Consider the following 26,698-nt stretch of genomic DNA (forward strand, 5'->3'; position numbering starts at 1 on the left):
TTTAGATTTATTTTGTTATCCAGTCAACGCATGAAACCTAATTTCTTAAAATCCGGCAGCGCTTTTTGTTTGTTCGTGTTGCTGATCAGTTTAAATCTAGCGCATTCCGCAAATCAAAAACCAGCCATTAAACTCGTCTCCGGTGCCGATATTCAGCAGCGTGTCCAAGTGATCAAGGATAAGCAAAATCTGGCCGACGAGCTGAAAAGCCGGATCCTGGCAGCATATTACGAAAGCGAGGATAACCTTAGCGAATTGGATGCCCAGGAGGCGCAAGCCGAATCGTTCAAACTGGCTTTGAACGATTTGCCGTTGGAAGCGAAACAACTGGCCCGTCAGATAGCCGAAGCCGAGAACAATTTAAAAAACCGCAAAGCCGAGAAGTTGGCGATTTTTCCGACCGATGAGTTGGAACAACGCCTGATTACCGAAAAAACCAGGCTCAGCGATTTGGACGCCGAAATCAGCCGAATCGAAGTCCAGATAGGCGATCTCAGCAACAGGCCGCAATTGATTCGCGAGAAAGTCTCGGAAATCAAGAGTAAACAGGCGTCCAGCCAGCAGGAACAACAAAGCTTGGCATCCAGGGCCGGCGATAACCTGTATCAAAAAGAGGCCAAACAGATTCAATTGGAGACTCGGATCCGTTTGTTGAACAGTACCTTGAAAACGCTGGAGTTGGAAAACATCAGTAATCCGTTACGGCTGCAAGCCCACAAGGACCGGATACATTTGCTGACGCTGCAACGAGAGCAGCAAAGTTTATTGATTGCCGATTTGGATAATTTTCTGTTGGACCGCAAGCAACAAGAGATCGATAAGGAACAGATCGAGCTGTTGCAAGCGGAAAAAGAAGCAGAGGGTAAGCACCCATTGATTCGACAGGTCACCAAGGAAAATAGTCAATACAACCGTAGCTTGCAGGAAATCAATAAAAATACGGAGCAGTATTTGCTGCAAAAAAACGAAATTGATGTCCGCTATAAACAGCTCGAGAAAGATTTTCAAAGTGCGGAGCAAAAAATCACGTTGGCCGGTTTAAGTCCGGCTTTGGGTAATTTATTGCGCGAGCAACGTCGAAACATCCCGCAACGCAAAACCTACAACGGCCTGAACGAAGAAATTCAGAGCCAGATCGCCTTGGCTAGCCTGGAAATGTTCAAACTGGACGAGGCGAAGAAAAATCTAAGCGATATCAATCAGGTATTGTTAAAACGCGTTGCCCAACTGCCCGCCGAAACCGACGAAGCCGAGAAACTGCGGATACGCACCGAACTGCGGATGTTGTTGAACGACCAAAAGGATTTGGTGACGCGATTGGCCGGCGGCTATAACGAATATGGCCGAATCTTGGGCGATGTCGATTTCAGCTTGCAGCAAATGCTGACGATAGCCGACAAATTCAGCGCCTATCTGAACCAACGTTTGTTGTGGGTGCCGAGCGCGCCGGTCATCGGCAAATATTATCTAAAGGATATTTTTTCGTCATTACTGTGGCTGATGAGTCCGAGTAATTGGCTGGGCGTGGCAACCGGGTTTTGGGATAGCCTTAGCCATTTCCCTTTGCTGGTATTGGTCGGCTTGGGCATTGTGGTATTACACTGGCGTTTCAAGACGCGAATCAAGCTGCAACTGGCTATGCTGCTCAATAAAAAGGCGATTAGTCACGATTTCGGCGATATTGTCGCCAGTCTGCTTTATCTGTTGCTGATGTCTCTTTACGGCGCCTTGCTGATGGCGTGGATAGGCGGGGTGCTGATATTGAACAGCCGAGCGGATTTCTTTAGTCACTCGTTTGCCGAAGGTTTAATCGCCGCGGCCGTGTCATTATGCATGATTCAATTCTTTTATCGCTTGTTTAAGCCCGATGGGGTGGCGGATACGCTGTTTCACTGGCCGGATCACGCGATTGCGTTGCTGTACAGTCAAATGAAATGGGCGCGCTTCATCTTGGTGCCCGCTGTATTTATTATTTCAATGACCGCTAGCGATCTGTTTTCCGAACACAGTTATGCCTTAGGTAGAACCGCATTGATTGTGATGATGGCGACGCTGGCTTATGTGTTTCACCGTCTAACCCAGCCGCAGTCGGGATTGGGGAAGAATTTTTATCTACAATCGACCGGTTGGATCAGTCGTTTGCGTTATGTTTGGTACGCCATTGCTGTTTTGACGCCTGTGGTCATCATCGGTTTTGCGGTGACCGGTTATTACCAAAGCGCGTTGGAATTGCAAGGCAAACTGGTGCTGACGCTACGCTTGCTTTTCTTGACCGTATTATTCCAGGGTTTGGTTTTGCGTTGGTTACGAAACACCGAGCGGAAATTGGCACTAAAAAATGCTCGGCAAAAACGTAAACAGGTTGAACAAGCGGCGGTTGCCAGCGCAAGCATTGAAGGCAGTTATCCCTTGGAAGAGGAGTTGCTGGATATTTCCAAAATCAACCAGCAAAGCCATAAGTTGCTGACGACCATGGTGATGGTAAGCTTGCTGGTGGGTTGCTGGATGATCTGGAGCGACATCTTACCAGCCTTAACGGTATTCGATCAGGTGGTGCTGTGGCAGCATAGTCAAGTTGTCGATGGCAAGGACATATTGCAACCGATTACCTTGATCAATCTGCTAGCTTGCCTGGTATATAGCGGTTTGGCGTTCGTGTTTGCCAGCAACTTTCCGGCGCTGGTTGATTTGATCACCGTCGGCAAGTTCGAGATGACAGCCGGCAGCCGCTACGCGTTGATTCAATTGGTGCGTTATTCCTTGGTGACTGTTGCCTTCCTGGCGGTGGCCAACGAGATGGGCGGCAGTTGGTCGCAAGTGCAATGGTTAGTAGCCGCGCTCTCCGTGGGTTTGGGTTTCGGTTTGCAGGAAATCTTCGCCAACATGGTGTCCGGTATCATTTTGTTGTTCGAACGGCCAATTCGGGTTGGCGATACGGTCACGGTCGGCGATGTCACCGGTCGGGTTAGCCGGATTCAGATGCGAGCGACGCATATCGTCGACTGGGACAGAAAGGAATTGGTGGTGCCGAATAAAATCTTCATCACCGACCGCTTGATCAACTGGACCTTGTCCGATACCGTGACGCGGGTGGTGGTGCCGGTGAGCGTGGCCTATGGTACCAACGTCGAAATGGTCGAACAGATTTTGACCGATGCGGTAAAAAGCATAGCGGAGGTACTCTGCGACCCGGAACCTGTGGTGACTTTTGTGGGTTTTGGCGACAGTGCCCTGCAATTTAAAATTCATGTATTTGTCCGCGAACTCAGCGATAGGGCAGTCGTCACCCATCGTTTACATACGCAAATATACGAGGCTCTGCTGGCTCATCATATCGAAATTCCTTATCCGCAACGCGACGTGCATATCCGTTCGGTCGCCAAGGAGATATTGAACGAGTGATACATAGTTTATTAGCCGATTTCAATATAAAGCCATTCTGTAATAAAATAGCGGCCCTTTGAACACCGACTTGGCTCTTTAATATGCGTTGTCCGTTTTGCTCTGCACAAGATACCCGGGTGATCGATACCCGCTTGGCCGACGACGGCGATCAGGTCAAGCGCCGCCGCGAGTGTGTGGCCTGTAAGGAGCGCTTTACCACTTTCGAAGTCGTCGAATTGACGCTGCCGCGCATTATTAAAAGAAATGGCGCCCGGCAAAGCTTCGACGAAAGCAAGCTGCGGGCCGGTATCCAACGGGCCTTGGAAAAACGGCCGGTGCAAGTCGACGCGGTCGAGGCCGCCATCAGCCGTATCAAGAAAGCCCTGACTGCAAAAGGCGAGCGCGAGATTCCGGCCCGCGAACTGGGCGAGTTGGTGATGCAGGAATTGCAAGCGCTGGACCATGTGGCTTTCGTGCGTTTCGCCTCGGTGTATCGCAGTTTTCAAGACGTTTCCGAATTTACCCAAATGATCGAGCATTTGCAAAAGCATGATGCTTAGTTCAGATTCGGCCTATATGGCCCGTGCCGTTAAACTGGCTGAAAATGGCCTTTACACCACCGATCCTAACCCGCATGTTGGCTGCGTGTTGGTTAAGGACGACAGGATCATTGCCGAGGGCTGGACTCAACGCGCCGGTTTTGCCCACGCGGAAATCGACGCGCTAGCGAAAGCCGTCGATGCTCGCGGTGCGACAGCTTATGTGACGCTGGAACCTTGCAGCCACCATGGTAAAACCGGACCTTGCAGCGACGCTTTAATCGCGGCCGGCATCCGTCGGGCAGTGGTGGCAATGCAGGATCCCAATCCGTTGGTGGCTGGGCGTGGTCTGCAAAAACTCCGCGATGCCGGTATCGAGGTGGTGACCGGGGTGTTGCAACAGGAAGCCGAGAAATTGAATCAGGGCTTTTTCAAACGCATGGCCCAAGGCTTGCCGTGGATACGCAGCAAGTTGGCAATGAGTCTGGACGGCCGCACTGCAATGGCGTCCGGCGAGAGCCAATGGATTACCTCGGAATATGCCAGACAAGACGTACAACGCTGGCGGGCGCAAAGCAGCGCGATTGTCACCGGCATCGACACGGTGCTGTACGACGATCCGCAACTGAATGCGCGGGTGGATTTTGATTTGGTGCAACCGGTCAAAGTCGTATTGGATTCCCAATTGCGGATGCCGCTGTCGGCAAAAATGCTGCAAACGGCGGTGGAAGTGTGGATTATCACCTGTAGCGACGATGCGGCGAAACAGCAGAAGCTGCGGGATGCCGGCTGCAAAGTGTTTCGGGTCGATGCGCGGGAAGGTCGCGCCGATCTGCCGCAAACCTTTAAATTACTCGCCGAGTTGCAAATAAACACCGTCTGGGTCGAAGCGGGCGCCACCTTAAACGGGGCGTTGCTGGATGCCGGCTTGGTTGACGAATGGCTCCTTTATATGGCGCCTTGCATATTGGGCGATCAGGCGCGCGGATTGTTTCATCTGCCGGGTTTGCAACACATGCAGGATAAAAAGCTGCTGCATCTGGTCGAATCCCGGCAAATAGGGCCGGATTTGAGATTACGTTACCAAGCAAAAACCGATTGAAACGATGAAAAACACGATCGCCATTCTAGCTACCTTGCTGTTGTTGTCCGACTGGGCGGCGGCAGATGAGGATGACAAGTCGGTGACTAGTACCATCAGGATTGAGGGCGGCCAATTGATCGGCGAAAAGCAGGAGATCGAAATCTACGATTATCATACCGGTACTTATCAGACAGTCGATGTTTATCGCAAACCGGACAAAACACTAAAGAAATCGCCGGAAGCGGCCAAGCAAGCTCCGCCAACCGAGCAAACGCCACGCTAATGGCAATGGTCATTTTTCATCCATCAAGCTATCAACCATGTTTACCGGAATTATTTTAGCCATCGGCAACATTACCGCGATCCAAGCTAAAGGGGGCGATTGCCGGTTAACCATCGATACTGGCAAGCTTTCGCTGGCCGATTGCGCATTGGGCGACAGCATCGCCGTCAATGGCGTTTGCCTGACCGCCGTCGAGTTGGGCAATGATTATTTTTGCGCAGACGTCTCCAACGAAACTTTGTCTCGCACCACCTTGAACGCCGTTAAGACCGGTACGCCGGTGAATCTGGAACTGGCGCTGACGCCTTCGACCCGCTTGGGCGGGCATATCGTCAGCGGCCATGTCGATGGCATCGGTAAGGTGGTCGAGACGCACGCGGACGGCCGTTCGATACGGTTTAAATTCAAGGCGCCGGACACGCTGGCCAAATACATCGCCGAAAAAGGCTCGATCTGCATCAACGGCATCAGTCTCACCGTCAATAGTGTGGACGGTGCGTATTTTTCCGTGAACATTGTGCCGCACACCTTGCAAGAAACGACCTTGGGCAATACCGGGGTCGGCAGCGAGGTGAACCTGGAAGTCGATCTACTAGCCCGCTACATGGAACGCTTGATGAAAGGCGATGCGGCGGCGCAGTGCCACGGTAATATTACCGAGGTCTTATTAAAAAACGCGGGCTTTATTAAATGAATAGCATAGAAGAAATCATAGACGATCTGCGCCAAGGCAAAATGGTCATCATCATGGACGATGAAGATCGGGAGAACGAAGGCGATTTGTTGATGGCGGCGGCCTTTGCCCGGCCGGAAGACATCAATTTCATGACCAAATACGGCCGAGGCCTGATTTGTCTGCCTCTGACTCGCGAGCGTTGCCAGCAATTGCGTTTGCCCTTGATGGTCAACGACAACAAGGCCTCGCATACCACAAATTTCACGGTGTCTATAGAGGCCGCCGAAGGCGTCACCACCGGCATTTCCGCGGCCGATAGAGCCTTGACGATACAGAAAGCCGTGGCAAAAGATGCTCAGCCTTGCGATCTGGTGCAGCCCGGCCATATTTTTCCTTTGATGGCTCAGGCCGGCGGCGTATTGAACCGGGCAGGCCACACCGAGGCCGGTTGTGACTTGGCGCGCTTGGCCGGCGTGGAGCCGGCGGCGGTGATCGTAGAAATTCTCAACGACGACGGCTCGATGGCAAGGCGTCCGGACCTGGAAATCTTGGCCCAGCAGCATAACCTTAAAATAGGCACCATCGCAGACTTGATTCATTATCGCATCAAGCATGAAAACACCCTGGAACGCATCAGCGAATGCGCTTATCCGACCGAATTCGGCGAATTCAGGTTATATGCTTATCAGGATCACAACGACGAAAACGTGCATCTGGCTCTGGTGATGGGTGACGTGGCTGGTGACGAGCCTGTGCTGGTGCGGGTGCATGCCCGCAACCTGATCGACGACCTGTTTTTTTCCCAACGCAGCGATTGCAGTCTGCCGGTGCGCGAGGCCTTGAAGAAAATCGCCGAGGCCGGCCGTGGCGTGTTGGTGATCATTCGCCAGAAGGAAGATAACAAATCGCTAGTGGAGTTGATTCATGCTTACCAGATGCAGGACAACGGCATCAAGAACGGCCAAGATCTGACCGCCGACGCCGATTGGCGCACTACCGGCACCGGTTCGCGAATCTTGTCCGATCTGGGCGTGCGGCGCCTGAAAGTAATGGGCGCGCAGAAAAAATATATAGGCTTGTCCGGCTTCGATCTGGAAGTGGTCGAGCATATCGATGCGGCGCATTGATAGTTTGGTTCAAACAATTTCAATCATTCAACAACAGGTAAACATATGGCAATAGTCACTACCCTAGAAGGCAATTTATCCGCGCAAGGCGGCAAATTTTGCATCGTCTCTTCGCGCTTCAACAGCTTCATCGTTGAACAGTTGGAAGGCGGTGCGATCGACGCATTAGTTCGCCACGGTGCTGACCGGAGCAACATTACACTGGTAAAAGCGCCGGGAGCCTTCGAACTGCCGATGGTGGTGCAACGCATTGCCGCCAGCAAAAAGTACGATGCGATTATCGCGCTGGGCGCGGTGATTCGTGGCGGCACCCCGCATTTTGAATATGTAGCCGGCGAATGCGTGAAAGGTATCGCCCAGGTTGCTCTGCAATACGACGTACCGGTCGCCTTTGGAGTATTGACAGTAGATAGTATCGAACAAGCCATCGAACGGGCCGGCACCAAGGCGGGCAATAAGGGCGCCGAAGCGGCACTGTCGGCGATCGAAATGGTTAGTCTGTTCAACGCCTTAGTTGACCACAACCAGGGCAATTAATGAGTCAAGCAAAAACCAATGCCAGAAAATGCGCGGTACAGGCGTTATATCAGTGGCAAATGTCCGGCGATAGCCTGACCCGTATCGAAACTTATTTTCTGGAAGAAGAGCATCTGAAAGGCGCGCAGAAAACTTATTTCAGCGAGCTTTTTCATGGCGTGCCCAAGCAACTGGATGTGATCGATGCGGCGCTAGCCGAATTCGTCGACCGGCCAGTGGAAAAAATCGATCCAGTCGAACGCGCCATCCTGCGTATCGGTGCCTACGAACTCATCAATCGCTTGGAAACACCTTATAAAGTCATCATCAACGAAGGCGTCAATCTGGCCAAGGATTTCGGTGCGGACGGCAGCCATAAATATGTGAACGGCATCCTCGATAAAGTCGCGCAGAAACAACGTGCCGTGGAGATTGCCGCCAAAAAGGCTAAGTCACAAAACTGATGGCCATTGCCGAATTCGATCTGATCCGGCGTTATTTCGCGGTGCACGCGCCGCAACACCCATTCAACCAATTAAGTATCGGCGACGATTGCGCGTTGCTGAATATTCCGGTGGGCCATCAATTGGCGGTGACCGCCGATACCATGGTCGAAAACGTGCATTTCTTTGCCGATGCCGATCCGCGACTGCTCGGTCATAAGCTATTGGCGGTAAATCTCAGCGATCTGGCGGCGATGGGCGCCGAGCCTTTCGCCGTCACATTGGCCTTGACCTTGCCGAAAGTCGATGAAAGTTGGTTGCAAGCTTTTTCGGAAGGCTTTATTGGTTTGGCTTATCAGCATCATGTCGACCTGATCGGTGGAGACACGACATCCGGACCGTTGACCTTGACGGTGCAGGCGATGGGTGTGGTGCCGCACGGGAAAGCGCTATTGCGCTCTGCCGCACAAGTCGGGGATTTGATTTACGTCACCGGTCCGCTGGGTAATGCCGGTTTGGGGTTGAAGATCCACCAAGGTTACGCATGTGTCGATGCCGAACCAGTGCTACGTTGCTTTAATCAACCGCAGCCACGTGTTGCCGAGGGCTTGGCGCTACGCGGCCTTGCCCATGCTTGTATCGACATATCCGATGGGTTGGCCGCCGATTTAGGGCATATTTTGGAGAGCAGCGGTGTCGGCGCTTGTCTGCAGTGGGATAGTCTGCCGCTATCTAGGCAAGTGCAAGATTACATCGAACATAGCGGTGATTGGCGCATGCCATTGACGGCTGGCGACGATTACGAATTGTGTTTTACCGTCCCTGCAGACTGTTCTCGACTATTGCCAGCCGGTTGTCATTGCGTGGGTGAGATTCAATCGTCGCCAGGTTTGCGGATTGATAAGGCAGGGCGTGTGGAAACGTTCGAGGCAAAGGGTTTTGAGCATTTTTCTTAGAGAGCATTACGGCAACAGCCGATTAAGCGCGTTGCAGATCGTTAAAGATCCCATTCTGTTTCTGGCATTTGGATTTGGATCGGGTTTATCGAAAGTCATGCCCGGCACGATGGGCACTCTTGCCGCGATTCCGGTCTATCTCGCTTTGCTGCAAACCGGACAAATCGTCTATTTACTGATTACCCTCGCCATTGTCGTCGTCGGAATATCGATCTGCGATCGGGCCGCGAAAAAACTGGATGTCCACGACTTCGGAGGGATAGTCTGGGATGAAATCGCCGGGTTTTTGATTACCATGTTCGGGATCACTTATTCCTGGCAAAGCTTATTGGTCGGCTTCGTGTTGTTTCGGCTGTTCGACATCGTTAAGCCTTGGCCGATTAAATGGCTGGACCGGCATGTGGAAGGCGGTTTTGGCATCATGTTGGACGATGTGGTGGCCGGCATTTTCGCGGCGATGGTTTTGCGTTTCTGGTTTTAATAAGTCTTCGCTATGGGGCCAGATTGAGTGCCAATTTAGCGGCATTGCGAATGTCGGGATTAGGGTGATTGCCAAGTTGCCTTAAGCGGGCGATCAGCTTTTTATCTTCGACTTCCGTGATGGTCAGCAGGGTTTGCTCGACGATATCGTCGTTTTGGTTTTGCAAAGCAATCAACAGTAGCGCGGTCCTCTCCGCTGGGTTTTGCCACTTATTGATCTGGCGGATGGCTTGGCTGACGACCAAATTGGAGGCGTCGTGCAATGCGGTGCGGATTCCTTGTTGGGCTTCGGCGCCCTTCAATTCCCCCAATTCCATCACCGCCAATTCCCGGTCGTATTCGTCCTCGGCGCTATCTAATTGATGTAAGGCGTCGTTCAGTTTTTGCAGTTTTTCGTCCTCGCTTAATTCGTCTTCCAAGGGCGGTTGGCTCAACACCATTTGGGCTTGCTGCTGCAATAGCAGATCGACTTGACCTTTGATTTGCGCGGGCGTGTTGCCGGGCGCAGATGTGGTGTCCTCCGGGGAAAATTGCCGATAAGCATGGACAATCCACGCATGGATCTGGCTTTGGTAACCGAAGACAATCGCGGTGCCGCAAATCGTCAAGCTAATTAAAATTTTTCCTATCGTCATCGTCTTGTGTCGTTGAAATGCTTACTTCTTTCGTTCAGTTGACCGTAATTGGATCTGGCAGCTAAAATCCGCCGCGATTTGTAGGTTATTGTCGTGCACTATTTCAACCCCGGACATTACCAACAAACCTTCCCGCAGTATCTATAACAATCAATAACTAGGTGGAATTATGAACAAAAAACTATTATTTTTTGCTTCGATTTTAGCGCTGACGACGGCTAACGTTGCATTTGCGGACAGAGACGATAGACATGGTAGCGACGATAACCTCGATAATGCCTGCCCCGTCGGTCACGCGGCTCTGGAAAGCGCCATTAAATCTGCGCAGGCTCAAGCTAACGGCGGATTGGGTTTTCACATGTGGGCGTCCGTGGTGAATGCGAACGGCGTGGTTTGCGCCGTGGCTAAATCAGGCAATGGCTTAAATGCTCAATGGTTGGGCAGTCGCGTCATTTCGGCGCAAAAAGCCTATACCGCGAATGCGTTCAGCTTGACCGATGGCGCGAATCCAACTGCTGGAGCGTTGGATGGATTGGCTTTGTCGACAGCCAATCTTTATTCTGCGGTTCAACCTGGCGGCAGCCTGTTTGGTTTGCAGCACAGTAATCCCGTCGATACCAGCTGGGCATATGCCGGCAATTCTAAAAAATTCGGTCGAGCCGATGATCCGATGACCGGTCGCAGAGTCGGCGGCGTCAATGTCTTTGGCGGCGGCTTGGCGCTTTATAACGAAAGCGGCAAATTGGTTGGCGCGGTCGGCGTAAGCGGCGACACCTCATGCGCCGATCATAATATCGCATGGCGCGTGCGCGATACCTTGAAACTTGATTTTGTGCCAAGCGGTCTTTCCGGTGTTGCTGGCGACAATATTATTTTCGATCTTGATAAGCCAAAAGCTGATCAGAGCGGTTTCGGCCATCCCAAATGCCTGGGTGACGAAGACGTTAAAAATGCCTCGCTTATTTTAACTGCTCCTATCGGTAGCAATCCTTAAAAGCAAACTGAATCAAGGGCAAGTTTTTTCGCTCTTGTGTTGTTTATGCTGGAATTGGTGCGCTAAGAGATAAATTGCATGTTTATTGCTTGCTAATTTTTTTTTGGTCTGTATAATAAGCTAAATCAATCGCGGGGTGGAGCAGCTTGGTAGCTCGTCGGGCTCATAACCCGAAGGTCGTAGGTTCAAATCCTGCCCCCGCTACCAGATAACTGATTGACTCTTAAGGATAAGAATCATAAAGCCATCGGTTTAACACGTTGAAAAAAACCCCACAGGGCACCGTTTAGGGCACATGTGGATTTTTTCAAAAAGGTTCCAGAGAACCTGTGTTACATCGAGGGCTTTTTTTATGTCCGCAATAAATTCAAAACAAACCCCATCAACATCACGGCCAGAACCTGGTGCTGATGTCCAAACGTTCAAACAAACCATCACTCATATTGATCAAACTTCGCAAGAAGCGTTTGATTTAATCGAATTATTTTCAGATTTGCTTATTTGCGCGTCTGAAAGTTCAAAATTTCATACCAACCCACGCCTTTTACGTAATGCGCTCCAGGCAATACACTCAATTGCCGGTGATGCACAGAACACCATCAATTGTTTGGCTGAGGATGTTGGCTGCAATTATTCGGAAAGCAGCCCCTTGGTCTTCGATAGGTTTCCACAGGTCGTGGAGCCGTTAACTAGCCGCGGGGTGGAATGACATGACCACTATTCCTAAAAGTCAACACAACGCGGGTCCGGTCGTTTCTTGTGTCATTTCAGATTATTTTTTATTTGACCGGTTTGCGCATTGTCCTTCATGCGGTGATCCTGAAGGGTTTTTCTTGCCTGCTGAGGTTTATCCGTATTTTCCCGACGGCGGCAGCGTGCAGTGCACGACATGCGGCGCCTACGACCACCCAGTCATTCGACTTTGGACTGTTCATCATCCTGACAATCATTTGTTGGCCTCTCCCGGCTTTCCCACAGAGGGTGAGGCGCGGCGCTTTGGCAACGTTTTTGGCCTGACAGGATATTGCCTTCAAGATCTGCGCTGCTTTTATGTTGGCGAGGGTGATGACGATCCACGAAAACGCATACTTTATTCCCTGTCACGGGGCCGAGACGTATATGAGCGATTGCTTGAATCGCTGCCGGTAGACTCTGATCCGGAAACATTGCGGCAGCTTGCGTTATCACTCGACCTGAGAGACTACGCTTTGCCGCAATTTTCGGCAGCTTTCAGCGACGAGAGGCCAGCCTAATGGCCACCATCCGAAAAATTGAACGCCAGTCGGGTGTCGTCTATAAAGCGATCATCACCCAGCGCGGCATTGCAATAAAATCCAAAACCTTCACCCGCAAAGGTGATGCGCAAGCCTGGGTAAAGCGCATCGAGTCTGACCACGAAATGATGGAGGCTTTGGGCTCGCGCGGTGCTGGTTTGCGGTTTGCTGATTTGGTCGACGAATACATGCGGCAATGGCAAGGCAAGGACGCGGTCAACCAAGCCAGGCGGGCCCAGTATTGGCAAAACTGCCTCGGCGACTATAAGTTGGTCGACATCAGCGCAGATATGATTCGCCAAAGGCTTAAAGCTTTTGAAGCGGGCAAGGTGCTGCGTGGCGATGGCGCCGGCAAGACCAAAGCAATCAATCGAGACCGTTCGCCGTCTACGGTCAATCGTTATCGTACCGTGCTGTCGGCGATTTTCAGATATGCGATTTTCGAGGGCTATGTTGTTGCCAACCCGGTCGCCCGGGTCGCCGCTCGCAAGGTGAACAACCAGATTAATCGATTCCTGGATGAAGGCGAACGGGTACGGCTGCTGGCGGCGTGTCAAAAATCAGACTGGGATAAGCTGCATTTGTTGGTGTTGATGGCGCTGACTTCCGGCATGCGTAAAGCCGAAGTGCTTAACCTCCGCTGGAGTGACATCGACTTCGATAACAACCTGGCCAGGTTGGCAACCAGCAAAAACGGCGAACCCCGCTGGTGTCCTCTGCCTGACTTTGTTGTGGACCAGCTACGGCCGCTGCGCCAAGTCGGTGTCTCGCTTATCTTTGCCAGCGAGAACAAGCCCGAACGACCGTTCGAGTTCAAAAAACATTGGGACAAGGCGTTACGAGAAGCGGGCGTCGAAAACTTCCGATTTCACGATTTACGCCACAGTGCTGCCAGTTTGCTGGCCATGTCCGGCGCTTCCCTTTATGAGGTTGGCGAAGTGCTAGGCCACAAATCCACCCAAACCACCAAACGCTACGCGCACCTATCCACCGAGCACAAATCGAAGCTGGTGGAACGCGTCATGACCGCCGCCATTCGGCAAAAATAATTAGGAGAATACCGTGAATATAGAAAATCAAGATCGTGAAACCAACAATGGTAGTAATGCGGGCGACCTGATAGAGCTATTTGATGAAATAGTGATTAAAACCGAGCGGGCGCGTTGCATTTTAGAGCTATTGTTTGTTCCGTTAGAGAACAGCGAATTATTACCAGCAATTGGGGTGGTAATAGATGAATTGACGGCTATCGATCGCACCATCAAAGCCTGGCCCTCAGGCGAAGCCGGCGCGTAACAGTAAACCGCTTGTAGTTGCCTATCTGTAACTTATAATTCACAATGTATCAAGTTGAAGACTACCAGGCCGCCGATGGGCGGCTACCCTTCAAGGATTGGTTGTCAGCCTTGGCGGATAGACAAGCGAAAGCACGGGTATTAACCAGGGTGCAACGCATGGCTGCGGGTAATCTTGGCGACTGCAAGCCCTTACAAGACGGCGTATGGGAACTGCGCATTGATTACGGTCCCGGCTATCGCGTGTATTACGCGCAGGCCGGGGCCAAGCTGCTGCTGTTACTGATCGGTGGCGACAAGCGCAAACAGCAGGGCGACATCGACAAAGCCGTTGCCTATTGGAAAGACTGGAAGCAGAGAACAGACCATGAGTGAAGCATCAAAACCACACGACCAAACGGTTATCGAGCTATTACGCGAAGATCCTGAGTTTGCCAATGAATACCTAGCGGCAGCGTTAGAAGAGGTTGACCAGCCTGGCGGCCGCGAAGCGTTATTGGCGGCGCTACGGCAGATTGCGGAAGCGCAAGGTATGACAGAGGTTGCCGAGCGCGCAGGTATTAAACGCGAAAGCTTATACCGGGCCTTGTCCCCCAAAGGTAACCCCACCATCAAAACCCTGCTGGCCGTTACTAAGGCGGTTGGGCTGAAACTGTCGGTACATCGGCAGGCGGCAGCATGACCGCCCAATTTAACCCGCCCCATCCGGGCAGTATTTTGAAAGAGGACATCTTGCCCGAACTGGGGATTGGCGTTACCGAGGCGGCTGCGCAATTGGGTGTGTCCCGCGTGGCATTGTCGCGGGTCATCAACGGCAAGGCGGCGATCAGCGCAGAAATGGCGATTCGATTGGAAGCCTGGACCAGTGGCCAGACTGCGGAAACCTGGGTGCGTATGCAGGCCGAGTATGACCTATGGCAGGCCCGCCAGAAACCGCGCCCCAATGTCACGCCGGCACCTCGACCAGAGGCGGCTTAACCTGTTTTACCAAGCCTAGCCCGACGGGGCGAAATGCGGAAATCTCACCCGCCTGGCTTGGTATCTTTTTTGAGAATGACACTAGAGAGGTGTTGATGTGGTCATAGTTAGTATGACTGAGCGCGAGATCGATAGATGGGTCGCTAGCCAAAATTTGCCGCCTAGGGCGGGGCATTTGTTTCGGTATCCGTTTCTTGGTTTCGAAAATCCTGATTTTCAGGATTTCAAAAAAGCTCACGATATCATTCGTACATTCACTGTTTATGCTGCGCACGAAGGTGGCCACCTTGAAATAATCAGTCAGTTTATTGCCTCAAAAAATCACTGTGTCGAGTCGTTGCGAAAGATTTGTGAGCTTTTAGAAAGTGACGAACACATGATGATTTTTTGTTTCTGTTTACATAGAGCTTGGATGATTTGGGGAATCGGAAAAGAAAAAAGTGCGTGTGAATTAGGCTTATCACCCCTAGCAAAGGGCTGTTCACGGAGTAAAAAAGCTGATGAGATCAGGGGGCAAATCAAACAAAAAACGGAGGAAATTGTTGGGTTAGTCAATGGTTTGGCTGAAATTGGTGGCGTTCATTGGATTAGTGGCCCTCAATCCTCGATTTATGCTGCATTGCTACAACGCGCGGTCGATATTCAATCAAACTCGCTGCCTGAGCCTATTCGACAGTGGGCAGATTGGGTCGCTTATGACGCATCAGACGGAGTCTTGGCGCAAAAATTCCAGAAATTTAGTGGTGATGTTGGGGCTTTTTATGGCACGGATTTTCCTATGCCGACATTTGAAAGCTTGATGCTTGCCTATGGGCAACAAGTTGCTGAAGATTTTGGTCGTAACTCGCCTTATCGGGATGCGCTGAAGGCTTCAAAACGAAAGGAGTTTAACCCTGCATTTTTTGCCAGGGGTTTTCTCGGGTTGCTTAGCCGTATGGTTGATGATGGGCTGTTGCCGGAGAAAATCAAAACTCTCCGCCGGGTTGACTTCGATAGGTTGTTCAATCCTCCTTTTCCAGTGGTTGAATTTAAGAGATATGTCGATTCGGATTGGCGGAAAGATATAGATACAACTGCTGAAGAATATGAACGCAAGCAGAAAAAGGAAGATAAACGCAAAAATAAGGCAATAAATACCGCCAACAACTCTATCAACTAATTGATAAATAATAAGAAAGATAATACTTAAAAGCAGTTGCTGTATCTTTCTTACATCGCCGTCAATCGTTCACATAATGCACACACGCCGCTAAACGCGGCGGATTTTCACAAATCACCAGGGCATTTATGCAAACGAACCAAAACCCAATCGAACCAGCCGCGCTCGCGCTGGATAACATCTTCATCCTCGAAAAATTCCAGGAAAAACACGCCGACAAGTTCACGCCCGGTCAATTGACTTGGTTCATGCGTAATCGCGCACGCAATGGATTGTCGAAGTCCGGCGCGGTGATTTTGTCGGCCAGAAAGTTTTACATCAACGAGCCATTGTTTACGCAGTGGTTTGCTAGTCAAAAAGCCTAATTCTCTTTCAGACGACTTATCAACGTGGCCGCGCGGATTGCGGTCGAGTCGGACCGATGGCAAATGAGAATGGGTGATTTTGATGATGAAGTTTAAGAACTGTTACAAAAAGCAGGAACCGATGTGGCAATGCCGGCGATGCGGCGGCACCTGCAAAAAGCGCTTAATGCGTGATGGATATTGCGCGACTTGTTTGCGGGGTAACCGGGTGGCATTCGTTACCGCGCATTACAAGAGGTTGTCCAGTGCCAACAATTGAATCCAGACTTGAGTACGCGTCGAAATATGCGGCGCTGGGCTGGCCAGTGTTGCCATTGCATTGGATTACCGAGCGGGGTATATGCAGCTGTGGCAAAACTGATTGCCGGTCTGCTGGCAAACATCCGCTATTGCAGAAAGGGCTGCTTGATGCCGCTACGGATACAAAGACATTAAATGCCTGGTTTAACAAATGGCCGCGAGCAAATATCGGCATTCGAACCGGCGCGGCATCCGGGATTTTTGTACTCGATGTTGATCCTCGCCATGGGGGTGATGATGCGCTGGAGCAGTTGAAGAGCGAACTAGGCGCAATTCCGGATGATGTTGTACAAGTCACGGGTTCGGGCGGTAGCCACATCTGCTTCAGATACGCCGGCCCGGAATGTCGATCGACAACCAACTTTTACCCAGGGATCGATCTGCGCGGCGATGGCGGTTTTATTGTCGTAGAGCCATCAAATCATGTCGCTGGTGGCGACTATTTTTGGGACGGTTCATCGCCTTTGGACGGTGCAAAATTGCCAGAGTTGCCCCGTAATTTGCTGGCAAAGTTGCGCGATAAAAAACACGCGGTGAAGCATCCGGCGGAAAACGCCAAGCTTTTGCCGGTGATCGAGGTTAAGAAAATTCGGGCGGCACTCGCGTTTATTTCGGACTTTGACAGCCGGGACCAATGGCGCACCATAGGCATGGCGTTACACTCAACCGGGGCAGGTGATCAGGCCTTTGGGTTGTGGGGTGAATGGTCGCAGCAGTCGGATAAATTCAACTTGGCTGATCAGCGGCGAGTTTGGAATTCTTTCAAGCCGGGTGGTGGGGTAAGCCTGGCGACCTTGTTTGGCATTGCCAGAGGCAACGGTTATTCACCGCCGGAGGTCACTCGGCAGCCAGAACCGCCTTTGTCTGTTTACGAGGCTGAAGCCGCTCAGATTGAAACATCAATACCAGCGCAGTCAAATAAATCAAAGCGTAAACCCAATGCGGCGCCATCCGGCAATACTGAGCAGTTTCAGCGCTTTGTATTTCTGAAAAATCACAATCGGATATTCGATACCGTGACGCGCAACGAGTTGAGTCGAGACGGCTTTGATGGTGCGTTTCTGCATGTCTTTCCTGATCACAAACCCTCGGCGATTTTTCTAAAAAATCAGGCCACTATCAAAGTTGATGGCCTGATTTATCTGCCTGGCGAAACCGATAACCCGGTTCATCGTGACGGTGCGGTGCTGTGGAATATCTGGCGCGATCCCTGCGTCAGTTTGCCTGATGAAGCGACACATGAGGATGTGGAACAGTGGCTAGAGCATCTGGCTTATTTGTATCCCAATCTGACTGAGCAAGACCATATCTTGAACTGGATGGCCAGCACCTTGCAGCGGCCACAGTGCAAAATCAATCATGCCTTGTTGATTGCGGGAACCTCGCGAGTCGGCAAGGACATGCTGCTTAATCCGCTGCGCTACGGTCTGGGCTCTGCCAATGTTTGTGAGCCGCCGGCGGGAGAGTTGAAGGAATCCTTCACCGATTATTTGCATCATTCAAAACTGGTCATTTTCCAGGAGATTCAAACCTTCGAGGGCTTGAATCTGGAAAACAAACTGAAGCCGATGCTGGCCGCGCCGCCGGATATGTTGCGGGTGCGATTGTTCGGGCGGGGATTTTACGAAACACCGAATATTGTTCAGGCCATTTTTATGAGCAACTATAAAGATGCCCTGCACATATCTGAGGGCGACGGCCGTTATTTTGCGGTTTGGACCGATGCGGTACCCAGACCTAAGGAATATTACAACGACTTGGCGCGGTGGCTTGATGGCGGCGGCAATGGCTTGGTGGTGCGCTGGCTTCTGGACCGTGACCTAAGCGACTTCAATCCCAAACAACCAGCGCCTTTGACTCGGTTCAAATCGGAACTGATTGGCACCAGTAAGTCGCCGCTCAAACACCAGATTGAGGACATGATTGCTGCGGGCGATTATCCGTTCAACGTTGATTGTGTGCGGTCTATCGATGTGGCTAAAGCCATGCGCGATAAATACAGCGCCAAATCTGTCGGGGTGGTGATGGCTGAGTTGGGGTGTTTGCCGATGATGTGTAAGCGCTCGACCGGCAAACGCGAGAAGGTTGCCTTATTTGCGGTGCGGGATGTTGAGGAGTGGCGGCAGCAGTCGGCCATCAAGTGGCTGGATGAGTATGACGCACGAAGAGATTAGTCACCATGTGTCCCTATTTATTATTGTCGACGGGACAGATAACGGGACGCGCTCAGACCTTGCTATCCGTGGGCTGAGGGGCTATGTGTCCCCTTGTCCCCTTATTTTTCACACATGTTAGAGATATAGAGAGTAACGGTAATAACAGGACACTTATGCAAACACACGAAAGAAAGCAGTATCAAAAAAACCAGGGGACAAGGGGACGGATTGCCGCCAAAGCCACGCACGACGCGGCTTGTAGCCGTCCCCTTGTTGAAAAAATACGGGTGATCCGTCCCGTTATCTTGGGCTGCTGTCCAAGGGGGCGGGTGGAAAGTCAAACGCAACCCCAGGCTAGACCGATAGCGATTAGTTTCTTGCAGCCGCGCGAGTTTTGGGAGGGGGTATAGCAATGGGGGATGGGGGTGAAAAGTCATGTGGTTCGTTACCCGTGACCCGTTAGCCAGCTAAATTTTTATTTAGGAGTTTTTGAAAAGAAAAAGCCCACTATGTGATTGATATTAAAAGTGAAAGATAGTTTGATAATTTTCCGATTTATCTTTCTTTTTACGGCAGCGGGTCATGTTATGTTGGCATCAACCTTTTCCGGAGTGATTCCGGCAAGACTAGCGACCCGGTGAGATGCTGGCCGCGATCAGACAAACCCTCGGCTGCGAGATGCAGCAAAGCACATGTCAATCGTATTTTTTAAACCACGATTTTAATCGACGGATTTCTGTCGTCTTTTGTGCGAGACAACCAATGAAAAACTGGTATCAAATTAAAAACCTAACGGCAGCTATCGCCAAAATCAGCATCTTTAACGAGATTGGGCTTGGTGGCATTACAGCGGCAGAATTCATTGCCGAATTACGGGCGCTGGGTAACGTTACCACGCTAGAACTTAACATTCATTCCCCTGGCGGCAGCCTGTTGGATGGCTTGGCGATGTATAACGCGCTGAAAAACCATCCGGCCAAAATATTGGGCCATGTCGATGGCCTGGCGGCCAGCGCGGCCTCAATTATTTTGATGGCCGCTGACCGGATCACCATGCCGGAAGATGCTTACCTCATGATCCACAACGCCCAAGGCGGTGCCTTCGGCGACGCGGCGGAACTGCGCGACATGGCCGCATTAATGGAAAAGCTCCAGGGCAGTGCCGCCGATATCTATGTGCGGCGTACCGGCCTGGACCGCCAGACCATTCTTGACATGATGGCCAAAGAGAGCTGGTTATCAGCAACAGAAGCTAAGACGTTAGGCTTCTGCGATGAGGTTATAGGTCGTGTTGGCTTGGCAGCCAAATCCCGGCCCTTTGACCACCGCTTCAAGATGTCGCCCATGAGTGAGCCGGACTTCGATGAAGTGGAGAATGAGCGAGACTTTGAGCGACTGCTTCGAGACTTGCATTTCACCAAGCGTGAAGCAACCGCCTTTGTGAGCAGATTGAAAAACGTGGTCAATCGTCAAGCAGTCGACAACGCCGACGACGAAATTGTGGAGCGATTGGAAAATTTAAAAATACCCAAATCGATCCTCAACTAAACAAATTTTTTACAGGAATTATTTTATGAAGACTTTTAAATTTATCGGCCTTTGCATGGCTTCCTTTGGATTGCTAATCCTGGCGTTCAATGTCGGTGCCGCACCTCATGAGGTCGCCGCTGGACTGTCCGGACTGGCCTCGCTGGATCATAGCCCGTTATTCACTGGCTTGTTGATGGCGGGCACGGTCGGCAACTCCGACGCGGTTATGAAAATGCTGGACGGCGTGGAAAAATCGATTGCTGACTTCCAAATGAAAGCCCAGCGCGAGCTTCAGGAATCTGGTCGGGTCTCTACCGAAACTAAAAATGCACTAGATGATGTCCAGTTGAGGCAGCGCGAGTTTGCTGACAGGCTGTTAATGATAGAGCAAAAAGGCGTAGCCAGTGCCGATGGCGGCAGTTTTAGCGGGCGTTCTCAAGGTTGGGGTGGTCAAATCGTTAACAACGCTACCTTTAACGAGATGATGCGCGGGGGCCGGGCGCGTGCGAAATTCGATATTCAGAATAATACGTTAACCGGTAGCGGTAATATTGGCGGCGTCGACCGTCGCCCCGGCATGGTGCCGGGGGCCTTTGCGCCGCTGCGCGTTGAGGATTTATTCCAGCATTTTCCGACAGATTCGCCGTTGATTGAATACAGCCGTGAGAACGTGTTCACCAATGCCGCCGCAGAGACCACCGAAGGGGGATCGGCGAGTGAATCCAGCTTAACTGTCACTCTGGTTCAACAACCCGTATCGAGCGTCACACATTTTATGAAGGTCAGCAAACAACTGGCGGCGGATAACGCCCTCATGGCCGCGTACATCAACGCCCGCCTGATGTACGGCGTTCAACGGCGTGTTGATGCACAAATTGTGAACGGTAACGGTACGGCACCGAATATGAACGGGTTGCTGCAAACCGGGAATTTCACCGCGCACGGCTACACAGCCGCACAGGTTGGCACGCCGTTGCCAAAGCATCGCTTAATACGCAAGGTGATAGCAGATTTGCGCTCAGCGGGCTATACGCCGAGCGCCATATTGCTTAATCCGGCGGACTGGTTAGCGTTTGATTTAGATCTATTGTCCTCCACGCCGGCGGCTGTCAGCTCAAGTGATATCGCCAATGGCTTCCAGCAGATGTTGTTCGGTGTGCCGGTCGTCGAGACAAGCTCGGTGACAATCGATACCTTCGTGGTTCTCGATGCCTTAGCCGCCGCGTCGATCTTTGATCGGCAGGATGTAGGGATTGAAGTGTCAGATAGCGATGGCGACAACTTCACCAAGGGCTTGCTTACTGTGAAAGCCGAGCGCCGCCTGGCGCTTGCTATCGAGCAAACAGGGGCAATTCGCGGCGGTGATTTAACACCAGCGTAATCAACTCGCAACCGGGTTATGGCTTAGGTCGTAGCCCGGCCATTAATGGATGGAGAGCTAGTATGAAATTCTTAGAAAATATCCTGAAAAAATCGCGAATTATCGATGAGCTGTTTCAGAACGATTTGCAAGAACGCTCGGACGACAGACAGGCTTGTGCTGAAAAAATCCATAGCTTGTCCAAAGCGTTGCGTGAACTGCCTACCGATCAGCTTACACAAGCCGAGAAAGAGGTTGCCGACTCGACGCTTAAGCTAGCGCAAGCGCAGCGCAAATATAGCGAGCTGGCCACGGAGATCGAAGGCAGACGGCGCAAATTGTTGTCAGCTATTCAAGCCGAGGAACAAAAATTACAGCAGTTGAAACCGTTAATCATTCAGCAGGCCGTCAATAATCTGCATGAACGGGTACAGTCTGCCGGCCCATTAACGCCCAACAAAACGGGTCTGCTCAACGGCATATTTGAAGAATTGCGCACCTTGCCCCTGGTTGTCGATGACAAGCGCTTGCTTTCATGTATTGCCGATATTGACGGCCGCATCCAGGCGATTTTTAACTAAATGCGCCAATCCAGCAAACTCGCTGGCGATCATATCAAAGGCGAGGTAATTCACTTTGGCGTTATTGACAGGCCACCCTGGCAACGAGCCGGATTCTTTACCTATGGCGACTATTGGCTGAGCAGACAAATGCGCAAGACACTAAATCGCGCGCAAGGGCGGGCATGTCAGCCACGCCATAGCTAATGGTTAAGCGTTAACCGAGGATTATGTTATGAAAAAAATGGGATTTTCCATTACCACCGCCGAAGGGCATTTTTTGACACGCTGCGAGCTTAAGCAGGAAGGCCAAGGCATCTATCTGGACACAACATTTGAAAAGACTGTCGAGAAAAGCGTAACGGTGCGAAAGCTAAAACAGTTAGCTGAAATTAAGCAGAAACTTGAAGCCGCTCATCCCGAGGTAAAGCTTTGGGCAGTCGAGTTATTTAAAGATCAAGGCAAAGCGTTCTGCCGGTCGGCAACGACCGATGCGCCACCGTGGTTTAAAACCCAACACGAGCGCTTCGGCGGCTTGTATTCCGTCCAATAGTTGACAGGAGAATAACCATGTCAAAAGATTTCGATTTAAAAGCCGTGATAAGCATGGTTGACCGGATGTCGCCAGGCTTGAAGCACATCACCAAAAACCTAAACCTATTACATAGGCAGTTAAGAGTTGTCGGTAATGGTGCGCCGATGCTTGGCGCTGGTTTCGTCGCGGCGATGGCGGTACCGGCCAAAGCGTTTATGGATTTGGAGAATTCTGCAGTCTACCTGCAAAACACCTTGATGGATAAGAACGGGAATATCCCGGCGGTATTCCAGAAAATCAGCGAGGAAGCGATAAAGCTGGGAACTCAGTTACCCGGAACAACAGCCGACTTTAACGCGATGTCGTCAACACTAAAAGCCTTTGGCGTGAATGCGGACTCTATCGCCAATGGCGTATTGAGGGCCACTGCGTATCTTGGCGTCGTTGGCAAAGACATCAATGTGACTTATGACAGTGCGGCGGAATCAATGGGTAAGCTCAGCCGGGCGTTTAACATTGCCGACAGTGATATGGTGCCGTTTTCCGATTCTATCCAAAGGGTGTTGTTCAACGGCACCAAGCTGGATGAATTGCAATATGCTATGTCCCGTGTCTCTGGCCCGTTGAAAGTCGCTGGTGAAGAAGGCCTAAAGGCGGCAAACCAAATGCTGCCGTTGGTCTCGGTCTTTACCAGCACGGGTATTTCAGGTGAAGAGGCCGGTACCGGCATTCGTGAGATTATCAACCAGGCCACCAAGCTGAATAAATTCTCCGGCATTCCAAAGCTGATTGCCGACCTGGACAAAATAAACCACCTACCGAGCAAGCTACGCTTTGCGAAATTGGAAAACCTGTTCGGCAAGGAGCACGCCAGCAAAGCCGCGCTGATCACCCTGGAAAGCTATAACCGGCAAGTGCAGGCGATGGCCAACCAAGGCAGTCTGCTGGACAAAATCGCCAACTCCGCCGGTACGCTCACTAACAAGGTGGAGACAGCCGGCGGTACTTGGTCAAATTTCATGGCGAAATTCGGCAGCCAGTACGCGCCGGAACTCAAGGCGGCCGCCGATTCCGTCAACCGTATATCAGAAAATCTAACCGGCTTTATTGATCAAAACGGGCCGGCGGTGATGACAGCGGCGAAGATGGCCGGCGCCTTTGTCGGCTTGAAAGTTGCGGCCTGGGGTTTGGCTGGCGGTATCGGCGCAATAACGGCGGCCATGAAGTTAAACCCACTGATGTTGCTGGCACAAGCGGCCATCGTCGCGGCACCGTTGATCATTGATAACTGGGATAGCATCGTCAACCGGCTTAAGGAAGGATTCAGCAGGATCAAGGATTTTTTCCAACCGCTGATCGACATGTTCAAATACATCGGTAACTGGGTTTCGAACAATTCTATGCTAAAGCTGGTTGGCAGTGTGCCAATGTTCTTAGGTAAATCGGTTGCCTCGTTGTTGCCTGATTTCTCGGGGGTTCAATTACCCAGCGGCGAAGGCATGCGGGCACCGGGCTACCAAAAAAATATTGTTGGGTCGGTGAAAGGCGGGGTTGATGTCAATGTCCGGTTCGACAATTCACCCGCAACGATGCGAGTGGCTCCGAGTAAAACTCGTGGGCCGGTTCGGTCGAATGTGGATGTGGGCTATGGGTTTACCCATGCTATGTATCTAGGCATGCCGTAACTTGATCGGTTAGCCGGATCAAAAGCCGCCTGGCAGCAATGCGGGCGGCTTTTGTTTTTTGGCACCATAGACCATCGGTTTTTTGCCCGAGGGCGCAAGACAGGGCACAATCTAGGGCACATCGAAACTAAATTTAAACACGTTGAAACGCGCTTGACCTTCGGGCAGTTTCTGTTATCCTATTGATCCTAAGGACGTTTCAGCGTGTCCCGATGTGTTCGCCTGTTATTGGTTGGCGCTCATAACCCGAAGGTCGTAGGTTCAAATCCTGCCCCCGCTACCAGACAAATCAAAGGCTTAGGTTTAACGACCTAGGCCTTTTTTGTTGCGTGATGGTTTTGTGTAACCCCAGTGTAACCGGATTTAATCAATCGTAATCAACACGTAAGGCATTGGTGCGCTTGTTTTTTATTTGGCTTTAATTCCCTGTCTTAACCTTGCAGGTATAAAACAGCGCCCATTGCGGGTCGATTAGGATTTCAGCTTTATCAACATTGCACACTTCATTAGGCAGTTCTTTCTCAAGATAGGATAGGGTGACAGCGGTAAATCGGCCTTTGTCGTCTTGGATGTTAAGTCCGCCAAAAGTTGCGCCTTTGATAGCCCCGCTTTTCAGCGAATCGCCGAATGACGGCGTAACCATGATGCTGTTCAGGTCTTTCCTGTCGAACATGCGGAAAGTGTGGTCTTGAAAATCAAGCTCGGACCGCTGCACGGCTGAGTCCCCCATAAACTGAAATAGCCCTTCCCATACCAGAACACCCAGTCAACAGTACCGGCAGCGGTATTGCAATCAGTGCTCTCATATCATTGAACTTTAAGAACCTGTAGTCAGGTTTTTAGATATGGAATTGTTACAGGTCGGCTTAGTATACCGACGCAACTGGTCAAATACATTATTGCAGCGACCTAGGCGCAGGTGTGTAGGGATATTTTCCTGTATGAAGCTACGTTTTCTGAAAAATGTGGGCAGGATTACACAAGGGTTTGGCCGAATGGGTAGCCTGTGTGATAATCAAATCCGACTGCTAAGCTTCTGCTAACAGATAACTGAGGAAACCATGTCGAACGATACTTTACTGGTCAGGCATAACGCCACCGGAAAAGAAGTTGAATATCCGTTGTTGAAGGGGTCTTTGGGTGCAGATACCGTTGATATTCGCTCTTTGAACAAAGACCTGGGTTGTTTTACTTACGATCCGGGATTTATTGCTACCGCCGCTTGCAAAAGCAAAATCACTTATATCGACGGCGATAAAGGTATTTTGTTGTATCGCGGTTATCCGATCGAACAGCTGGCCGAAAACTGCGAATTTACCGAAGTCGCCTATTTGCTGATGAATGGTGAGTTGCCGGATGCCACGCAGTTGCGCGACTTTAACGAAGAAATTAGCGACCGGGCCATTATTCACGAAGCCTTGCGGAAGTTCTTCGACGGTTTTCATTACGATGCACATCCGATGGCGATGCTGGTCGGCGTGGTGGGTTCCTTGTCTGCGTTTTATCACAGCGACCTGAACATTAAGGATCACGCTAGCCGCCGCATTTGTGCGACGCGGATGATAGGTAAGATGCCGACCATCGCCGCCGCTTCCTATAGGCATTCGATCGGTAGGCCTTTCGTTTACCCGCGCATGGATTTGAGTTACTGCGAAAACTTTTTGAACATGATGTTCTCGCGCTCTTCGCAAAACTATATCGATCAGGAACACTACATCGATCCCAATCTGGTCAAAGCGCTAAATCTGTTGTTTATTCTGCACGCCGACCATGAACAAAATGCCAGCACGTCGACGGTGAGAATGGCCGGTAGTACGGGCGCCAATCCCTATGCCTGCGTTGCGGCCGGCATTGCCGCATTGTGGGGGCCGGCGCACGGCGGCGCTAACGAAGCGGTGTTGAATATGCTGGCGCAAATAGGCACTGTCGAAAATGTGCCTAAATTTATCGCCAAGGCCAAGGATCATAATGATCCGTTCCGTTTGATGGGTTTCGGCCATCGTGTTTATAAAAATTTCGATCCGCGCGCTACCATTATCCGCAAAACCTGCTATGAGGTATTAAGCAGAACGCACACTAACGATCCGCTGTTTGAATTGGCCTTGGCATTAGAAGAATATGCGTTGAAAGACGAGTATTTCATCGAGAAAAAGCTCTATCCCAATGTCGATTTTTATTCCGGCATTATTTACAAGGCCTTGCATATTCCGGTGGATATGTTCACCGTGATGTTTGCGATTGCCAGGACGGCAGGCTGGGTATCGCATTGGTTGGAAATGATGGAAGAGCCGACATTGCCGATCAGCCGCCCAAGGCAATTGTATGTGGGTTTGCCACGCCGGGATTTTGTGGCTATTAACAATCGCTAATCGAGTCATCATACC

29 protein-coding genes and 1 tRNA gene are annotated in these 26,698 nt (G+C 51.1%); 28 read left to right on the forward strand and 2 right to left on the reverse strand.

Translation table 11 applies throughout. From position 1 onward, the window contains the following. Nucleotides 1-30 precede the first annotated feature (30 nt). From QZJ86_RS09755 to QZJ86_RS09800, 10 genes are all read left to right on the forward strand, one after another. Complete coding sequence (locus QZJ86_RS09755) at nt 31-3,402, forward strand: mechanosensitive ion channel domain-containing protein (RefSeq protein ID WP_301938540.1); 3,372 nt, start codon at nt 31-33, stop codon at nt 3,400-3,402. A gap of 83 nt (nt 3,403-3,485) precedes the next feature. Next, the gene (gene nrdR, locus QZJ86_RS09760; protein ID WP_301938542.1) at nt 3,486-3,944 is read left to right on the forward strand and encodes a transcriptional regulator NrdR; all 459 of its coding nucleotides are present in this window, start codon (nt 3,486-3,488) and stop codon (nt 3,942-3,944) included. Continuing rightward, nucleotides 3,934-5,025, forward strand: coding sequence for a bifunctional diaminohydroxyphosphoribosylaminopyrimidine deaminase/5-amino-6-(5-phosphoribosylamino)uracil reductase RibD (gene ribD / locus QZJ86_RS09765; RefSeq protein ID WP_301938544.1), 1,092 nt, complete (start codon nt 3,934-3,936; stop codon nt 5,023-5,025). Before nrdR ends, ribD begins: the two co-directional genes overlap by 11 nt. A 4-nt stretch (nt 5,026-5,029) precedes the next feature. After that, nucleotides 5,030-5,290: a hypothetical protein gene (locus tag QZJ86_RS09770; RefSeq protein WP_301938546.1), complete on the forward strand. Its 261-nt coding sequence runs from the start codon at nt 5,030-5,032 to the stop codon at nt 5,288-5,290. 37 nt (nt 5,291-5,327) lie between these two features. Continuing rightward, complete coding sequence (locus QZJ86_RS09775) at nt 5,328-5,984, forward strand: riboflavin synthase (RefSeq protein ID WP_301938548.1); 657 nt, start codon at nt 5,328-5,330, stop codon at nt 5,982-5,984. After that, a complete protein-coding gene (ribBA, locus tag QZJ86_RS09780) occupies nt 5,981-7,093 on the forward strand; it encodes a bifunctional 3,4-dihydroxy-2-butanone-4-phosphate synthase/GTP cyclohydrolase II (RefSeq protein WP_301938551.1) in 1,113 nt (370 codons plus the stop codon). The genes QZJ86_RS09775 and ribBA overlap by 4 nt, the downstream gene beginning before the upstream one ends. Before the next feature lie 45 nt (nt 7,094-7,138). Continuing rightward, complete coding sequence (ribH, locus tag QZJ86_RS09785) at nt 7,139-7,630, forward strand: 6,7-dimethyl-8-ribityllumazine synthase (protein WP_301938553.1); 492 nt, start codon at nt 7,139-7,141, stop codon at nt 7,628-7,630. Beyond that, nucleotides 7,630-8,073: a transcription antitermination factor NusB gene (gene nusB, locus QZJ86_RS09790; protein ID WP_301938555.1), complete on the forward strand. Its 444-nt coding sequence runs from the start codon at nt 7,630-7,632 to the stop codon at nt 8,071-8,073. The genes ribH and nusB overlap by 1 nt, the downstream gene beginning before the upstream one ends. Next, nucleotides 8,073-9,008, forward strand: a complete 936-nt coding sequence (gene thiL, locus QZJ86_RS09795) for a thiamine-phosphate kinase (protein WP_301938556.1) — start codon at nt 8,073-8,075, stop codon at nt 9,006-9,008. Before nusB ends, thiL begins: the two co-directional genes overlap by 1 nt. Then, nucleotides 8,992-9,489, forward strand: a complete 498-nt coding sequence (locus QZJ86_RS09800; protein WP_301938557.1) for a phosphatidylglycerophosphatase A family protein — start codon at nt 8,992-8,994, stop codon at nt 9,487-9,489. The genes thiL and QZJ86_RS09800 overlap by 17 nt, the downstream gene beginning before the upstream one ends. 10 nt (nt 9,490-9,499) lie before the next feature. Here QZJ86_RS09800 and QZJ86_RS09805 read toward each other — a convergent pair whose 3' ends face one another. Further along, nucleotides 9,500-10,123 (reverse strand): HEAT repeat domain-containing protein, encoded by a 624-nt coding sequence (locus QZJ86_RS09805; RefSeq protein WP_301938558.1) that lies wholly within the window; start codon nt 10,121-10,123, stop codon nt 9,500-9,502. A gap of 169 nt (nt 10,124-10,292) precedes the next feature. Here QZJ86_RS09805 and QZJ86_RS09810 point away from each other — a divergent pair, with 169 nt between their 5' ends. The 17 genes from QZJ86_RS09810 (at nt 10,293) to QZJ86_RS09890 (ending at nt 24,314) form a co-directional block, all read left to right on the forward strand. Continuing rightward, a complete protein-coding gene (locus QZJ86_RS09810; protein WP_301938560.1) occupies nt 10,293-11,117 on the forward strand; it encodes a GlcG/HbpS family heme-binding protein in 825 nt (274 codons plus the stop codon). 130 nt (nt 11,118-11,247) lie between these two features. Continuing rightward, nucleotides 11,248-11,324, forward strand: a tRNA-Met gene (locus tag QZJ86_RS09815). A gap of 145 nt (nt 11,325-11,469) precedes the next feature. Next, nucleotides 11,470-11,826 carry a hypothetical protein gene (locus tag QZJ86_RS09820; RefSeq protein ID WP_081733734.1) on the forward strand — a complete coding sequence of 119 codons (357 nt, stop codon included), beginning with the start codon at nt 11,470-11,472 and terminating at the stop codon, nt 11,824-11,826. Between the two features lies 1 nt (nt 11,827). Continuing rightward, nucleotides 11,828-12,370, forward strand: coding sequence for a hypothetical protein (locus QZJ86_RS09825; protein ID WP_301938564.1), 543 nt, complete (start codon nt 11,828-11,830; stop codon nt 12,368-12,370). Continuing rightward, on the forward strand, nt 12,370-13,440 hold the full coding sequence (locus QZJ86_RS09830; protein ID WP_301938565.1) for a tyrosine-type recombinase/integrase: 1,071 nt from the start codon (nt 12,370-12,372) through the stop codon (nt 13,438-13,440). Before QZJ86_RS09825 ends, QZJ86_RS09830 begins: the two co-directional genes overlap by 1 nt. Nucleotides 13,441-13,453: 13 nt before the next feature. Then, nucleotides 13,454-13,687, forward strand: a complete 234-nt coding sequence (locus QZJ86_RS09835) for a hypothetical protein (RefSeq protein WP_301938566.1) — start codon at nt 13,454-13,456, stop codon at nt 13,685-13,687. 44 nt (nt 13,688-13,731) lie between these two features. Next, nucleotides 13,732-14,061 (forward strand): type II toxin-antitoxin system RelE/ParE family toxin, encoded by a 330-nt coding sequence (locus QZJ86_RS09840; protein ID WP_301938568.1) that lies wholly within the window; start codon nt 13,732-13,734, stop codon nt 14,059-14,061. Next, nucleotides 14,054-14,368 (forward strand): addiction module antidote protein, encoded by a 315-nt coding sequence (locus tag QZJ86_RS09845; protein WP_301938570.1) that lies wholly within the window; start codon nt 14,054-14,056, stop codon nt 14,366-14,368. Before QZJ86_RS09840 ends, QZJ86_RS09845 begins: the two co-directional genes overlap by 8 nt. Next, nucleotides 14,365-14,664 carry a HigA family addiction module antitoxin gene (locus QZJ86_RS09850; RefSeq protein ID WP_301938572.1) on the forward strand — a complete coding sequence of 100 codons (300 nt, stop codon included), beginning with the start codon at nt 14,365-14,367 and terminating at the stop codon, nt 14,662-14,664. The genes QZJ86_RS09845 and QZJ86_RS09850 overlap by 4 nt, the downstream gene beginning before the upstream one ends. Nucleotides 14,665-14,776: 112 nt before the next feature. Further along, nucleotides 14,777-15,823 (forward strand): hypothetical protein, encoded by a 1,047-nt coding sequence (locus QZJ86_RS09855; protein WP_301938575.1) that lies wholly within the window; start codon nt 14,777-14,779, stop codon nt 15,821-15,823. 128 nt (nt 15,824-15,951) lie between these two features. Continuing rightward, nucleotides 15,952-16,188: a hypothetical protein gene (locus QZJ86_RS09860; protein WP_301938576.1), complete on the forward strand. Its 237-nt coding sequence runs from the start codon at nt 15,952-15,954 to the stop codon at nt 16,186-16,188. A 245-nt stretch (nt 16,189-16,433) separates the two neighbouring features. Next, nucleotides 16,434-18,662, forward strand: coding sequence for a bifunctional DNA primase/polymerase (locus QZJ86_RS09865; RefSeq protein WP_301938577.1), 2,229 nt, complete (start codon nt 16,434-16,436; stop codon nt 18,660-18,662). A 744-nt stretch (nt 18,663-19,406) separates the two neighbouring features. Beyond that, nucleotides 19,407-20,192 carry a head maturation protease, ClpP-related gene (locus QZJ86_RS09870; RefSeq protein ID WP_301938578.1) on the forward strand — a complete coding sequence of 262 codons (786 nt, stop codon included), beginning with the start codon at nt 19,407-19,409 and terminating at the stop codon, nt 20,190-20,192. 25 nt (nt 20,193-20,217) lie between these two features. Next, nucleotides 20,218-21,555 (forward strand): phage major capsid protein, encoded by a 1,338-nt coding sequence (locus tag QZJ86_RS09875; protein ID WP_301938579.1) that lies wholly within the window; start codon nt 20,218-20,220, stop codon nt 21,553-21,555. Between the two features lie 62 nt (nt 21,556-21,617). Continuing rightward, complete coding sequence (locus tag QZJ86_RS09880; RefSeq protein ID WP_301938582.1) at nt 21,618-22,115, forward strand: hypothetical protein; 498 nt, start codon at nt 21,618-21,620, stop codon at nt 22,113-22,115. Between the two features lie 214 nt (nt 22,116-22,329). Then, nucleotides 22,330-22,647 carry a hypothetical protein gene (locus tag QZJ86_RS09885; protein ID WP_301938583.1) on the forward strand — a complete coding sequence of 106 codons (318 nt, stop codon included), beginning with the start codon at nt 22,330-22,332 and terminating at the stop codon, nt 22,645-22,647. Between the two features lie 17 nt (nt 22,648-22,664). Then, nucleotides 22,665-24,314 (forward strand): phage tail tape measure protein, encoded by a 1,650-nt coding sequence (locus tag QZJ86_RS09890; protein ID WP_301938584.1) that lies wholly within the window; start codon nt 22,665-22,667, stop codon nt 24,312-24,314. Nucleotides 24,315-24,732: 418 nt separating this feature from the next. Here QZJ86_RS09890 and QZJ86_RS09895 read toward each other — a convergent pair whose 3' ends face one another. Further along, a complete protein-coding gene (locus tag QZJ86_RS09895; RefSeq protein WP_301938586.1) occupies nt 24,733-25,044 on the reverse strand; it encodes a hypothetical protein in 312 nt (103 codons plus the stop codon). 331 nt (nt 25,045-25,375) lie between these two features. On the opposite strand from QZJ86_RS09895, the gene QZJ86_RS09900 reads away from it, so the two are divergent. Further along, on the forward strand, nt 25,376-26,683 hold the full coding sequence (locus tag QZJ86_RS09900; RefSeq protein ID WP_301938588.1) for a citrate synthase: 1,308 nt from the start codon (nt 25,376-25,378) through the stop codon (nt 26,681-26,683). Nucleotides 26,684-26,698 lie beyond the last annotated feature (15 nt).

The organism is Methylomonas montana (assembly GCF_030490285.1).
GTDB classification, from domain to species: Bacteria; Pseudomonadota; Gammaproteobacteria; order Methylococcales; family Methylomonadaceae; genus Methylomonas; species Methylomonas montana.

Coding starts and splice junctions, on each gene's coding strand:
- QZJ86_RS09755 (WP_301938540.1), top strand. CDS start 31: ATGAAACCTAATTTCTTAAAATCCGGCAGCGCTTTTTGTTTGTTCGTG.
- nrdR (WP_301938542.1), top strand. CDS start 3,486: ATGCGTTGTCCGTTTTGCTCTGCACAAGATACCCGGGTGATCGATACC.
- ribD (WP_301938544.1), top strand. CDS start 3,934: ATGATGCTTAGTTCAGATTCGGCCTATATGGCCCGTGCCGTTAAACTG.
- QZJ86_RS09770 (WP_301938546.1), top strand. CDS start 5,030: ATGAAAAACACGATCGCCATTCTAGCTACCTTGCTGTTGTTGTCCGAC.
- QZJ86_RS09775 (WP_301938548.1), top strand. CDS start 5,328: ATGTTTACCGGAATTATTTTAGCCATCGGCAACATTACCGCGATCCAA.
- ribBA (WP_301938551.1), top strand. CDS start 5,981: ATGAATAGCATAGAAGAAATCATAGACGATCTGCGCCAAGGCAAAATG.
- ribH (WP_301938553.1), top strand. CDS start 7,139: ATGGCAATAGTCACTACCCTAGAAGGCAATTTATCCGCGCAAGGCGGC.
- nusB (WP_301938555.1), top strand. CDS start 7,630: ATGAGTCAAGCAAAAACCAATGCCAGAAAATGCGCGGTACAGGCGTTA.
- thiL (WP_301938556.1), top strand. CDS start 8,073: ATGGCCATTGCCGAATTCGATCTGATCCGGCGTTATTTCGCGGTGCAC.
- QZJ86_RS09805 (WP_301938558.1), bottom strand. CDS start 10,123: ATGACGATAGGAAAAATTTTAATTAGCTTGACGATTTGCGGCACCGCG.
- QZJ86_RS09810 (WP_301938560.1), top strand. CDS start 10,293: ATGAACAAAAAACTATTATTTTTTGCTTCGATTTTAGCGCTGACGACG.
- QZJ86_RS09820 (WP_081733734.1), top strand. CDS start 11,470: ATGTCCGCAATAAATTCAAAACAAACCCCATCAACATCACGGCCAGAA.
- QZJ86_RS09825 (WP_301938564.1), top strand. CDS start 11,828: ATGACCACTATTCCTAAAAGTCAACACAACGCGGGTCCGGTCGTTTCT.
- QZJ86_RS09830 (WP_301938565.1), top strand. CDS start 12,370: ATGGCCACCATCCGAAAAATTGAACGCCAGTCGGGTGTCGTCTATAAA.
- QZJ86_RS09840 (WP_301938568.1), top strand. CDS start 13,732: ATGTATCAAGTTGAAGACTACCAGGCCGCCGATGGGCGGCTACCCTTC.
- QZJ86_RS09845 (WP_301938570.1), top strand. CDS start 14,054: ATGAGTGAAGCATCAAAACCACACGACCAAACGGTTATCGAGCTATTA.
- QZJ86_RS09850 (WP_301938572.1), top strand. CDS start 14,365: ATGACCGCCCAATTTAACCCGCCCCATCCGGGCAGTATTTTGAAAGAG.
- QZJ86_RS09855 (WP_301938575.1), top strand. CDS start 14,777: ATGACTGAGCGCGAGATCGATAGATGGGTCGCTAGCCAAAATTTGCCG.
- QZJ86_RS09860 (WP_301938576.1), top strand. CDS start 15,952: ATGCAAACGAACCAAAACCCAATCGAACCAGCCGCGCTCGCGCTGGAT.
- QZJ86_RS09870 (WP_301938578.1), top strand. CDS start 19,407: ATGAAAAACTGGTATCAAATTAAAAACCTAACGGCAGCTATCGCCAAA.
- QZJ86_RS09875 (WP_301938579.1), top strand. CDS start 20,218: ATGAAGACTTTTAAATTTATCGGCCTTTGCATGGCTTCCTTTGGATTG.
- QZJ86_RS09880 (WP_301938582.1), top strand. CDS start 21,618: ATGAAATTCTTAGAAAATATCCTGAAAAAATCGCGAATTATCGATGAG.
- QZJ86_RS09885 (WP_301938583.1), top strand. CDS start 22,330: ATGAAAAAAATGGGATTTTCCATTACCACCGCCGAAGGGCATTTTTTG.
- QZJ86_RS09890 (WP_301938584.1), top strand. CDS start 22,665: ATGTCAAAAGATTTCGATTTAAAAGCCGTGATAAGCATGGTTGACCGG.
- QZJ86_RS09895 (WP_301938586.1), bottom strand. CDS start 25,044: ATGGGGGACTCAGCCGTGCAGCGGTCCGAGCTTGATTTTCAAGACCAC.
- QZJ86_RS09900 (WP_301938588.1), top strand. CDS start 25,376: ATGTCGAACGATACTTTACTGGTCAGGCATAACGCCACCGGAAAAGAA.